The sequence below is a fragment of the Candidatus Peribacteria bacterium genome (genome assembly GCA_023038255.1).
GTDB lineage: Bacteria > Patescibacteriota > Gracilibacteria > Peribacterales > Peribacteraceae > CALREJ01.
This window is the reverse complement of the sequence record CP082927.1, coordinates 448,093-460,637: the sequence shown is the minus strand read 5'-3', so window position 1 is coordinate 460,637 and position 12,545 is coordinate 448,093. Positions and strand designations below refer to the sequence as shown.

12 protein-coding genes are annotated in these 12,545 nt (G+C 52.2%); 7 read left to right on the top strand and 5 right to left on the bottom strand.

Annotation, left to right across the window (positions count from 1 at the left end):
- Window positions 1–1,741 precede the first annotated feature (1,741 nt).
- Complete coding sequence (locus K8942_02225) at window positions 1,742–2,722, bottom strand: hypothetical protein (GenBank protein ID UPA23007.1); 981 nt, start codon at window positions 2,720–2,722, stop codon at window positions 1,742–1,744.
- Window positions 2,723–2,843: 121 nt separating this feature from the next.
- Here K8942_02225 and K8942_02220 point away from each other — a divergent pair, with 121 nt between their 5' ends.
- The 5 genes from K8942_02220 (at window position 2,844) to K8942_02200 (ending at window position 8,436) form a co-directional block, all read left to right on the top strand.
- On the top strand, window positions 2,844–5,714 hold the full coding sequence (locus K8942_02220) for a hypothetical protein (protein UPA23006.1): 2,871 nt from the start codon (window positions 2,844–2,846) through the stop codon (window positions 5,712–5,714).
- 149 nt (window positions 5,715–5,863) lie between these two features.
- The gene (gene tuf / locus K8942_02215; GenBank protein UPA23005.1) at window positions 5,864–7,045 is read left to right on the top strand and encodes an elongation factor Tu; all 1,182 of its coding nucleotides are present in this window, start codon (window positions 5,864–5,866) and stop codon (window positions 7,043–7,045) included.
- An 85-nt stretch (window positions 7,046–7,130) separates the two neighbouring features.
- Entirely contained in the window at window positions 7,131–7,544 is a 414-nt protein-coding gene (gene rpsJ, locus K8942_02210) for a 30S ribosomal protein S10 (GenBank protein ID UPA23004.1), read from the top strand.
- Window positions 7,545–7,580: 36 nt separating this feature from the next.
- Window positions 7,581–8,000 (top strand): NUDIX domain-containing protein, encoded by a 420-nt coding sequence (locus K8942_02205; GenBank protein ID UPA23003.1) that lies wholly within the window; start codon window positions 7,581–7,583, stop codon window positions 7,998–8,000.
- A 61-nt stretch (window positions 8,001–8,061) separates the two neighbouring features.
- Entirely contained in the window at window positions 8,062–8,436 is a 375-nt protein-coding gene (locus tag K8942_02200; GenBank protein ID UPA23002.1) for a DUF559 domain-containing protein, read from the top strand.
- Between the two features lie 14 nt (window positions 8,437–8,450).
- Here the strand turns inward: K8942_02200 and rnc are convergent, their stop codons facing one another.
- From rnc to K8942_02180, 4 genes are all read right to left on the bottom strand, one after another.
- Window positions 8,451–9,161: a ribonuclease III gene (rnc, locus tag K8942_02195; GenBank protein ID UPA23001.1), complete on the bottom strand. Its 711-nt coding sequence runs from the start codon at window positions 9,159–9,161 to the stop codon at window positions 8,451–8,453.
- Between the two features lie 41 nt (window positions 9,162–9,202).
- Window positions 9,203–9,601: a transcription antitermination factor NusB gene (nusB, locus tag K8942_02190; protein ID UPA23000.1), complete on the bottom strand. Its 399-nt coding sequence runs from the start codon at window positions 9,599–9,601 to the stop codon at window positions 9,203–9,205.
- 44 nt (window positions 9,602–9,645) lie between these two features.
- Window positions 9,646–9,831: a hypothetical protein gene (locus tag K8942_02185; protein ID UPA22999.1), complete on the bottom strand. Its 186-nt coding sequence runs from the start codon at window positions 9,829–9,831 to the stop codon at window positions 9,646–9,648.
- Between the two features lie 88 nt (window positions 9,832–9,919).
- Window positions 9,920–10,609 (bottom strand): Bax inhibitor-1 family protein, encoded by a 690-nt coding sequence (locus tag K8942_02180; protein UPA22998.1) that lies wholly within the window; start codon window positions 10,607–10,609, stop codon window positions 9,920–9,922.
- A gap of 149 nt (window positions 10,610–10,758) precedes the next feature.
- Between K8942_02180 and K8942_02175 the strand changes: the two genes are divergently transcribed.
- Complete coding sequence (locus tag K8942_02175) at window positions 10,759–11,655, top strand: pilin (GenBank protein UPA22997.1); 897 nt, start codon at window positions 10,759–10,761, stop codon at window positions 11,653–11,655.
- Window positions 11,652–12,533 (top strand): hypothetical protein, encoded by an 882-nt coding sequence (locus tag K8942_02170; protein UPA22996.1) that lies wholly within the window; start codon window positions 11,652–11,654, stop codon window positions 12,531–12,533. The genes K8942_02175 and K8942_02170 overlap by 4 nt, the downstream gene beginning before the upstream one ends.
- The last annotated feature ends 12 nt before the right edge of the window (window positions 12,534–12,545 follow it).

Genomic DNA, 12,545 nt, shown 5'->3' with positions numbered 1-12,545 from the left:
AAGAACAATGACATCTGTACGCATTTGAATGACATCAATTTCCAGTCTGCTGTGAACCAGAATGCATTCTGCGGCAGGGAAAGTCCGGTCACTCTGTTCCTCTCAAGCATGAACCCGTCCTTTGCTGCAGGAAAGGGCTACGCTCTCTGTCACGGCAATAATGCCAATGATTGCAGCAATATGGTCACGGTGACCGAAGAACAGTCCACAGCCCAGAATGCAGGAGATCTTATTGCCATCAAGCAGAACGTGATGGGCACATCCGGCAATCAATGTATGGATGCAACCTGCAGCAGACTGCTGATGCCGGTTGCCGTCATCAACAAGAGTCCTGCTGATGTGCAGGATGTCCGCATTTCCGCAACCGTTGATGCATCCTGGAGCGCAGCCACACTGATGGGACTGCCGTGCACGCTCAGAAATGTACAGGCACTCGGCGGACGCCGCACGTTTGATTGTCCCCAGGGTCAGTCTGCGGGCCTGACGGTCCGCGGTAATTCCCCGAACGGTCTTGGTGTCGGCCTTGTCCTGACACGCACCACCCCGTGTCCGGTCGCAAACTACCAGGCCAGTGCAACCCTCGAATTCCAGCCGGGAACATCCTTTGCGATTGCCTATCCGAATAATGCCATCTCTGTGCAGAATCCGCCGCCGTGTCAGGCGAGCTCTGCATCATCAAGTTCTTCCTCAAGCGCACCGGCACAGCCTGTTGCGTGGACCACCTGTAATGAATTTGAGAAAATGAAGACCAGCATCCCGGGTCCCTCTGCACTCGCAGGAGATCGTGCCGGCTGGCCGTGGAACTTCTCCGCCTGGGGCGAAAACGGCACCACTCTGTCCTTCATCCCGACAGCAGCACGTGTCGCAACGTACACTCCGGAATTTGACCGTGTTTCCAATAAAAGCGCCTTCGACTGGAAAGAATGGTTCTACCGTTCCTACTACGCAACGCCGGTTGGGCAGATTGCGCATGTGACAAAAAACGGTCAGCCGCATGCGTTCTATATCGCACACAACAATCTGATCGACTACAACTGGAGCCTGTTTGATCTGAATCTTGCCACTATGAAAGTCTGGCCGGTCGCATTCACCTTTGATGGTGCACCCCAGAATCCGCTCCAGACATCCGGAGAATCCGAATGGTCGTCTGATATGGTGACGACAACATGGGATGCACTAAACAAGCGCCTCTACTACTTTGCCGCAAAGAGTAACAGCGCTGTAGGCGTCGGATCGCAGGTCGGATATTTTGATCTGAGTGGTAACACCGTTGTCTATACGCACATTGCAAACGGCCCGGCAGAAACACCGAGCGCATCTGTTATCAGTGCAGATGGATCGACCGCCTATATTCTCTACCGCAAGATCACCATCACACAGCAGCCGTATACATACACCTACGTTCATTCACTCTACAAACTGGATACGGCAACAAAAATGCTGTCGAAAATCGCAACATTCCCGGCAACAGTACCGGGGTATGCAAGCAGCCTGACCTCCGGATCACAGCGTCCGCGCGAGATGCTCTTTGATGAAAGTCACAAGACGCTCTCCTTCTTTACGGGCAACGGTCAGAATGCGATTCTGGAGTATAACCTCGAGACGAACACCCTGAGTGCCGGTGCAAGCATTCCCGCAAGCCTGGGGCTCTTCCAGCCGGCATGGTACACACCGCAGAAGGGAATCTATCTCTTCAATCTGGATAAGGGCGAGATCTGGCGCTACCGCAAATGTTAAGGATTTAATCCCCCAGCACATAGCGATCCTTGCGGACGGCAATCAGGCCGTCCGCTTTGAGTTTCAGGAGAAGTTGCTCAAGCCACAGATGATGTTCATCAGTCCAGTCCGTGCAGATTTCCTGACCGATCAGATCGAAATCAAGACCCTGATGATGCTCGCGCAACGCATCGACAATGCGACCGCGGAAGATGCGGTTCGGAATATAGGTGGCACCCATCATGCGGCCGGGCTCTTTGGATGAGCTTTTGGCTTTCAGCTTTCGGCTTTCAGGAAAGTTCTTTGGCGTTGCTTTCATCAGGTTTTTTTCTGTGAGCGGACAGATGTCCCACTTGGGATTCGATTTTGTCTGCACAAGCGAGCCAAAGTCCATGAGGGCAGCATGCCAATCGGCAGCACCCTTGAGTCCGGCGGGCACTGTCTGCACAGCGTGATCCAGTACCTCTGCGGCAATTTTCAGCAACGCGCGATCATTCATGTCCCATGTTCCTTCATCACTTTCTGGTCCGACAAACGTACGGTGCAGAATGCGGCGGATATTTGTGTCGATGCACGGCGTCGGGATGTTGAATGCGAAGTTGCGGATGGCGGCGGCTGTGTAGGGACCGATTCCTTTGATCGATAACAGCTGATCCATCTCTTTGGGAAATATCCCCTGATGTTCGTCGATGATAATGTTTGCCGCATCGCGAAGACGCAGGGCGCGCGAGTTGTAGCCCATCCCCTTCCACGCCAGGATCACCTCTTTGTTTGAGGCCTGAGCGAGAGCAGCAACAGTGGGGAATTCATCGAGAAAGCGCTTGAAGATAATCATAACGCGCGGCACCTGTGTTTGCTGCAGCATGATTTCGGAGACAAGAACCATGTACGCACGCTGCGTGTCGTCGGCGATTGCGAGATCGCGCCATGGGAGAATGCGCTTATGCCGCATGTACCACGCCCAGATCTCCTCCACAAATCCGGCGATGCGCTCCTCTTTATTCATGCATGCATCCTAGCAAGAGAGCAAAAAATGATCACTGTGCAAAGTCTCTTTTTTGCCGCATATAGTTTCTCTGCACCATTGTGATTAAGATATGAACTGAAAAGCCTCTTCCCCCTTGTTCATGGTAAAGAAGAAGAAAAAGCACGTGCACGTCCGCCCCTCGTTCCTGTGGCTGGCGGCACTCGTCGGCCTGTCTGGAAACGTTGCGATTGATACGGCACTGAAAGCACAGGTTGCACTTCCCTATCCATACCAGCTGAATTTTACGGTGATGGATGATGGCGACAGCGGGTTTTCCACAAACGGCGGCACACCGGTCGCTCACGCCAAATCATACAAGCGGGATTTTACTCATCTTCTGAGTGCGGACACCGACACCAGCGCAACCTGGACATTCACGAACCTGAATGCGGATACCTATAATATCTACGCAACATGGACTCCATTCGGGACAAACAATGCGGCAGCGCTTTATAACGTTTCCACCGAAAGCGACGGTCTGATTGTCTCGCAGCCTGCCCTCACAGCGGATCAGCGGAATGTTCCGAATGATGCAGCGTATGACTCCATGGGCTGGGAAAAAATCGGCACCATCACGATGAATGCGGGGACGCTGCGCATTACCCTTATAGGAGGGAATACTCTTACCATTGCAGACGGACTGGCGCTACAGCCGGTCAGCCAGACAGTAGAATCCAGTGCTTCCAGTGCGGCATCGTCCGGGGGAGCTGTTATTGAGTACTACTGTAACGGCGTCTGGCAAAGCACTCCCTGTGACGGTTCGACAGGAGGAGGTGTGGAAGGACCATGGGATGGACCCATGGACGGACCGGCATCCAGTCTGCCGAGTGGCGGCATTGGAGGAACCGGGGGATTTCCGGTGTATTGCGGAGACAGCCTGCTCCAGACTGGTGAAGCCTGTGATGACGGAAACAAGAAAGCAGGTGACGGATGTTCAGCCTCCTGCACCAGCGAACGATGCGGTGACGGCGTTGTCACTCCGTCTCTGGGAGAAGAGTGTGACGCAACAGCCAGCAACTGTCTGAATTGTAAGTGGCTCTACTGTGGGGACACTATTCTGACAGCGGCACTCGGCGAAGACTGTGATGACGGAAATGTGCGCCGCGGTGACGGGTGCTCCGAAAATTGCCGCCGGGAAGTAGCAACTTCATCCACTGCCTCCTTCTCCCCTCCTGCATCTAGCAGCCGGTCGTCCTCCTCGTCTGCCACTCCGATTCTCCCATCCTCCGCGAGCACCCTTTCGTCCTCCCGCAGCTCTGTTACAGTTCTTCCAAGCTCCTCTGCACGAAGCAGCAGTTCCGCACAGCAGCCAACATCACAGCCATCAAATGGATCCGCTATGCTGACGATTCGCGAGCTTGATATCGGCGCCAATGAAATCGTGCTGCCGGGTCAGAAGGGTATTCTTCTGAAACGTTTTGAAGTCGAAACCCGCAGTGACACCAATGTCCAGCTGGTCCTGATGATTTTCGGGGGCGATATGCTCTGGAACAGTCAGAACAGCAGCGGCGCCCTGAAAATGCAGCACTACTCGCTCTATATGGATACGAATGGAGACGGCACAGCTGAAACGCTCTTCAACGCAAAACAGAAGGCAGACGGTCCGGCCGCTGTCAGCTTCACCAACAATCGTACATTTGTAGGAGGCACGAAAACACTGTTTGAAATGCGCGCGGACATGCTCTCACCTGTCAGCAACATCCAGCTCGGTTATTCCTTCATGAATATCGCGCAGCCGGTCACTGCTCTGAATACTGCAAACGGCCTGGCACTCTCGGGCATGAGTAAAAACGGCGTCTGTCCCGTGTCATCCTGCAGCATGCAGCTGATCACACTCCCCCCGAAAAAGATCAATGTGGCACAGCAGGGAGCGCTGTACATCACCAAATCCGCCACTCCTGTTCCGAGTCATCAGATACTGGGAGGTGCGTTGTCCGACATTCTGTTCCGGGCACAACTGCGCGCCGAGCGTGAAACAATCTCTGTGTCCAAGATGGCATTCTTTATTCCGGGTAATGGTTTCAGTGGCATAGATCACCTGCAGGTCTTTGCATCCGGCTATACAGGGGTTGTCGGCTATGCACAGAAGACAAAATGCCCGTCTGTCAGTAACAGTGCCTTCTGTGTCACCTTCAATCCCGCACTGTCTGTTCTCCCGGGTACTCCCATGGAACTCAGCGTGAAAGCACAGCTGAAGTCTGACGAACAGGGTGCAGTGAGCGGCCAGGAGATTGGTATTTCGCTGGATCCCGGATTTCCCGGCGTTGTGGAAGCCCGCGGCGTCACCTCTCAAAATCTGCTGACCATTTCCAACGGAGACTCGGTAGACCAGGGTGAGTTCTTTATAGGAACACCGACACCAGGCATACATCAGGCTGTGACGAGTACCATCCACACAATCCTTTTGCAGAGATTCAGCAAAGTGGAAAATGCCAGCTGGGAAGTTGATGGCACCGCTATCCCGAGCGGCGTTGCGCCTATCGGGCACTTCCGCTTCTTCGCACCATACAACGGCAATACAAAGAACGGCCTCAACAAAGCAACCATCACGGATCTGATCTTCACCGTCAATCTGGCAAACATCCAGATGAATCCCAACAGCTTCAAGTTGTATAACCGGGCCGATACAACGACCAAAACACCCTGTTCCGTGCTGGATTACACGGAGGGCGCATCCACATTCCACGTCGCCTGCTGGAATATGGCGGATGGAGCGGTGAACACGATTCTTCCGCCATCATCTTCCTCTGTCCTTGTTCTCGAAGGAGAAGTAACCGATACGGATACAGCCTTCTTCGGCAGATCCACGCTGCAGGTCTCGCTTGATTCCTTCACAGATGCCACATTGAAAGGTGTCAGCAGTGAGTCCAGCCACATCCGCTGGTTAGATGGTGATTCCGGTACCTCTCAGGAATTCTTCTGGATCGAGCAGCAGGAATCGGTCATCCGGAGTACTGCCTACAGCAATTAATTTCTTCCCTGCTATGCGTTTTCCCTCTTCTGAATCCCTGTTGACCCGCAACTGCCAATTCCCTACACTACCCCAGCTTTCAAGGACCATTTGAACAATTTGGTACCGGAAAACTGGATCTCTATTTCTCTTTTTCTTCCCCTTACCGTATGGCTGAAGCTAAGAAATTCCTGCGCAACAAAACGCACGTAAACGTGGGAACCATCGGTCACGTTGACCATGGAAAGACCACGCTGACTGCAGCGCTCTCTATGAACTTCTCTCCCGAAGGGGAAAAGAAGGATTACTCGATGATCGACAACGCTCCAGAAGAGCGTGAACGCGGTATCACGATCAACACCGCACACGTCGAATACGAGTCCGCAACGCGCCACTACGCGCACGTTGACTGTCCGGGACACGCCGACTACGTCAAGAACATGATCACCGGTGCCGCTCAGATGGACGGTGCCATCCTCGTGGTCTCCGCAGCAGACGGCCCAATGCCCCAGACTCGTGAACACGTTCTTTTGGCTCGCCAGGTGAACGTTCCGTACATCGTCATCTTCCTCAACAAGTGTGACATGGTGAAGGATCCTGAGCTCATCGAGCTTGTGGAAGAGGAAATCCGCGAATTGCTCACAAAGAACGGCTTCCCGGGAGACAAGACCCCGATCATCCGCGGTTCTGCCCTCAAGGCAGTCGAAGGTGACGCAGAAGCTATCGGAAAGCTCAAGGAACTCCTCGATACGCTCGATTCCTACATCCCGGATCCTCAGCGCGCGCTTGATAAGCCGTTCCTGATGTCCGTGGAAGACGTGTTCTCCATCAAGGGACGCGGAACAGTGGCTACAGGCCGTATCGAACAGGGTGTTGTGAACATCAACGATCCGCTCGAAATCGTGGGCATCCGCGAGACAAAGCAGACCGTCTGTACAGGTGTTGAAATGTTCCACAAGCTCCTGGATTCCGGAATGGCTGGAGATAACGTTGGTCTTCTCCTCCGTGGTATTGAGCGCGAGGACATCGAGCGCGGCCAGGTTCTGGCTAAGCCGGGTTCCATCAAGCCGCACACAGACTTCGAGTCTGAAGTGTATATCCTCACCAAAGAGGAAGGCGGACGCCACACACCGTTCTTCAAGGGTTATAAGCCTCAGTTCTACATCCGCACAACGGACGTGACTGGATCTGTGACACTCGCTGAGAACGTGGAAATGGTCATGCCGGGTGATAACGTCAAATTCACGGTCTCCCTGGGCGCTCCAGTCGCTCTGGAAGAAGGTTCCCGCTTCGCTATCCGCGAAGGAGGACGCACCGTCGGAGCCGGCGTTGTAACCAAGATCGTTAAATAAGCTTGCAAATGGGTTTGAGGGGCGCTATCTTGCGCCCCTCAAAAAACCCTTTTTACCCCCATCCCTGTTCTTTCTCCTCTAGGCTATGACTGCAAAAACCCCCAAGGACCTCGAAAAAAAGGCTTCTCCCAAGAAAGCCTCCAAAGCAGCAGAGCCGGCGGAAAAGCCCTCCAAAAAGAAGGCTGACGGTATTTCTGGTATCCGCATCCGTCTGAGCGCCTTCGACCACCGTGTCCTGGATGAAGCAGCAGCCAAGATTATCGATACTGCAGTGCGCAGCGGTGCCATTGTGCATGGCCCGATTCCACTGCCGACCAACATCCGCAAATTCACCCTCAACAAGTCGACATTCGTCCACAAGAACGCCCGCGACCAGTACGAAATGCGTACACACCGCCGTTTGATCGATTTGACCGAAACAACCTTCAAGACAGTTGAAGCCCTCCAGTCTCTGTCCCTGCCGAGCGGTGTGGATATTGAGATTAAGATGAAGGGGTAAATGAGCTTTTAGCTTCTAGGTTTCGACTTTTAGGATATGGACAAATTTCCTCATGTGAATACTGATGTCCTGATTATTAAAGATGAACAAGTCCTTCTGGGGATGCCCTCAGAAAAATGGCTTCAGGGAAAGGAGAAATTATATGGCCTCCCTGGTGATGATATCCGATTTCAAGAAACGATTGAGGCTGCAGTCATGCGCAATCTTCAAGATCTTTTTGATGCAAAACTAACATCGATGACCATTCTCGGTGTGCATGAAAATTTTGCCTTCGGAAATCATTATATAGGCATTGGGTGCCTCGCAGCTGTGAATGGTGCACTGAATCTGGACAAGCCTTCTGAGGATTGGGAGAAATGGATGTGGGTTTCTTTGGACAGTTTGCCAAAGAATTTGTTTGAGCCGGTGAAGGCGACGATTGAGAAATACCATAAATATAAGCAAAAGGTTTATTAAGTGTACGACCGTCCCCTCTCCCCTTGCGGGAGAGGGTTAGGGAGAAGGAGAATACCCGCTTATGGTAAGAAACACCGAATTCGCAAAACGCCTTCGGCGAAAGCAAACATCTGCAGAGGCTCGGCTCTGGACTCAATTGCGCCGCAAGAAAATAATGGGTTATAAATTTAGACGACAAGTCTCTATAGACCACTTCATCGTTGATTTTATCTGCTTTGAAGCACGGCTTATTATTGAAGTTGATGGAGAAATCCATAAATATCAGCAGAAGTATGACCGATTACGAGAAGAATATTTAGTAGCACAGAAGTTCACTGTTTTGAGATTTACTAATCAGGAAGTTTTTGATGATTTAGAAAGAGTGTTGGATTGTATTCAGCAAGCAACCCTCTCCTCGCTCCTCTCCCGCTCTGGGGGAGAGGAAGTTTTGGTTTAGCTAAAAATAAGATCTTACTTCCACCCCTTCGCCTTCAGCCCCGCCTTCGCCGCCGCCTGCTCCGCCCGTTGCTTGCTATTTCCTTTTCCTTCCGCCACTTTCTCTTCCCCAATGAATACCGCGCAGGTGAAATCTTTGTTGTGGTCCGGGCCAACCGCATCGATGGTTTCGTAGTGCGGGGTGATGCCGAATTTTTCCTGAGCACGTTCCTGGAACACGCTCTTTTCGTCACGGTCTTTGCCGGCTGCCAGAAGTCCTTCGAGTCTGCGGAGAATAAATGTGAAGCAGAATTGCTTCGCAGCCTCAAAGCCCTTATCGAGATAAATGGCTCCAATAAGCGCTTCCAGAGCGTTCGCAAGTGTCGACGTTCTGTCGCGGCCGCCGCTTGCTTCCTCCCCACGACTGAGCATGAGCTGTACGCCGAGCTGGATGTCGCGGGCCACGGCTGCGAGGTGTTCACGCTGCACGAGTGCGGAGCGCCAGTTGGTCAATTCACCTTCGGGCTTCTCGGAGAGGTGGTACAGATACTCAGTTGCAGCAAGTTCCAACACCGCATCTCCCAAAAATTCCAGGCGTTCGTTGTGGCCGCTCCGTTTGCTTTCGCGGACAGAGCTGCGGTGTGTGAGAGCCTGTACCAGAAGTTCACGATTCCGGAAATGGAAATCGATCGTCTTTTCGAGTGCGAGAAAATTGGAGGTGGCGTTGGTGTTTGAGGACGGTTGCATGTGCCGAGTATAGAACTGAAAACGAAAACCTTGAAGTCTAACTATTTCTGGATCATGGCGTTCAGGACTCCGTTCACGAATTTTCCTGATTCGTCCGTTCCGAACTCTTTGGCAATCTCAATCGCTTCGTTAATGATGACGGCAGGTGGTGCATCTTTTGCATACTGCATTTCGTACGCACCCATACAAAGGACGCAACGGGAAACAGGGTCCATGCGTTCCAGTGTCCATCCCGGTGCATGTTCCTGGATCAAGGTACACAGTTCGTCGTAGTGATCGACCACACCTTTCAGAAGTTCTTCTGCAAAAGGCGTATCCATATCCCCCAGCTCCGCTTCATTTAAAAGAAGAGACTGATGCACATCCACCTCCGGGCGGTTTTCACGCTCAAACAGTGCCTGCATGACGGCTATTCGGGAGAGATGACGTCTGCGAGCCATGGTGGGGTGAAGAAAAAAACGGCTGATTCAAGAAGAAATAAGGCTTAGGCCTTGATTCTTGTAATGCTCTTGAGAGCCTTGTCTCCTGCGTTCTTCGGTTCTGCAGGGGTGTTATACGGCGAATTCTGACGCTCACGCAAACGTGCCACCTCCAGAGAGATGTAATGAGAGTGCTGCATGCGGGTTGCGCGCTTGGCTCTCTTTTTCTTGGGTGTAGGACGCTTTGACATGGGGCGGAATCAGTAAGGTTCGCCTAGAGTAGAGATTTGGAAGAGCCCTGTAAAGGGCAATTCTGCTGAATATACGGGCAGATTCCCTTTATCGCCTGTCTCCGGAAATGGCCAGCATAAACCGGACGATATAAAGAAACAGGTTGAAAATGTCGAGATAGAGATTTATGGCCAGCAAAAAGGGGTTTTGGCCATGCCGGGACATCGTCTGGATGCGTTGCAGGTCATAGGCCGTAAAGCCCGCAAACACGAGAATTCCCGCACCTGAGAGAAGCATTTCCAGCTGCGGAGTCCGCAGGCCCGGGAAGAAGATCTGCAGGATGCCGAAAGACAGCAATCCGAGCACTGCAAAGAAGAGAAAACGCCCGAATCCGGACAAATTCACCGCTGTCGTTTTTGCAAAGACGGCAGATGCCATCGCCATGAGGGCAGTGCTGATGCATGCATTCAGAAGGATAGATCCTCCATTCACGTAATTCGCCAGAATACTCATGATATACGGCGTAAACGTGAAACCGGACAGGAACGGAAAAACAGCAAACAGGATATATTTCAAGGGCTGCATGTAGGTCCACATGGATGCTGTCAAAATAATCAGCAATTCCACAATGACACAGGTAATCAGCAGTGGGGATGAGAGGTACTGGAACGTCTGTATGCCGATCAATGTACCCAGAGCGGTCAATCCCATGGCTATAGCAAAGAGAAAATAGACCTGCGCTTCTGCGCCGCTTGAAAAGACGATGGGACGTGAGGAGGATGTGGAGAATTGTTGCATGAGGATAGCTTATAGCTTTTTGCTTTCAGCTTCTAGGAAATGGTGGATTATTTGTGGCTGAAACCTGATTTTAACGGCATATAGAGCATCGTATGATCTAAAAGTACAAATTGCGCCAAAACGCTGTTTCTGCTATAATTAATGGATTTATGCGCATTCTCCGTCCACTCGCTCTCCTCACCGGCTTGGTTGGAATACTGCTTCCGGAAACCGGGTTTCTGGCAGTGGAACCGGTCGCAACATCGGTGAATCTCAGTACTGTGTGTTTCATCACGTCGCTTTACTGTCCGGGTGGCGGTTCACTGGGCGCGGCAATGTATGTAGAAACCACGCTCTTCAACGGTGCGCGTCTGGTTTTTTCTGCAGCAGCCATTCTCCTCTTCACCCAGTACGGCATCCGTCTGATGATGGAAAGTTCGGATGAAAGTACGATTTCAGAAGTGAAGAGTGCCTACACCTATGGTATTGCAGGTGCTGCCATTGTGACGCTTGCGACTCTCATTGTGCAGGCTGTCGGTCAGCCGTTTGGAACATACGGAACAGATAACTCCGGCGTGCTTGTGAGCCCTGCCGTGGTGGGCGACACGCTGCATGTTATTGTCTTCTTTATGCGCGTGATGGTCGGAACAGCATTGACTGCGGTCGTGGTGTATCAGGGTATCCGCCTGATTATTCTGCAGGGTCAGGATTCGGAAATTGAAAAACAGAAGCAGCGTTTCTTCCACACGCTTATTGGCGTCGCCATCATCACGCTTGCGACAACGGTGGTCTCGGACTTCCTGCCTGGTTCAGGCGGATCGTCTGATCTTGCGGTACAGATGATCGGTATTGCCAACTTCCTGATTGTCCTTATTGGCGGACTCTCCGTGCTGACATTCATCGTCGCGGGACTCTTCCTGGTGGTATCGACTGATGAAGGACTGAAAGACAAAGCGAAGAAAACTATTTTCGGAACGGTCATCGGACTGATTATCATGCTCACCAGTTACACCATTGTGAATTTCATTATCCAGCTGAACCCGGGTGGGTTCTCCTTCCTGTCATGATCGCACTCTCTTTCCTCAACCGGCTCCTCTCTCTGATTTTTGTCGAACAGGCGCATGCCCAAGGGCTCGGCGGTGTCGTGACACGCGTCGGCGCGGGCCTGTTGCCGTCTTTCACGGGTGCAGGATGGGGAGGTGGCATTGAAGGTATTGCAGGCGGTGTTGTTGCCGCCATCTGGGGCATTATTCTCCCGACCGGCATTTTCCTTGTTGTCCGCGCCGGCTTCAGTCTTGTCGTGAGCGAAGACGAGGGAAAACTGGCGACTGCAAAGCGCACAATTTCCGCAACGCTGATTGGTATCATGCTTATTTATATCAGCCAGGAACTTGTGAAAGCATTCTACACCGAAGGCATTCTCAACGCTGCAGGTGCGGGACGTCTGAATGCAACTGTGTACGGACTCGTGAACTGGTTCCTTGTCGCCATGGCGGCTCTGGGTGTGCTGATGATTATTGTCAGTGTCATCCGCGCTATCGGCAGCTTTGGAAAAGAAGAGGAGGTGACGAACATGCGTCAGACGATTTTCGGTATCGCGTCCGGCGTCCTGATGATTTCCCTGCTCCCGGCCATCAAACTGACACTCGGTGTTGTCGATCTGCAGCCGCTCGGAGAAATGGGCGGTGGAGGTGATGCAACAGCGATTATCACCAGCGTGACGGTGATTATTTCAAACCTTCTGTCCTTCCTTGCACTCATCGCGGTGGCCATCGTCATTTACGCAGGTGTCCGCATGATTGTGAACTTCGGGAATGATGACGAGTACAAGAGTTCCAAGGATCTCATCATCCGTGCCCTCATCGGTCTGCTCATCATTATTCTGAGCTATACCATCATCAACTTTATCCTGAGCGTGATGGGCGGAGGCAACACCGTTTCCTGAGAGAATTTTGTT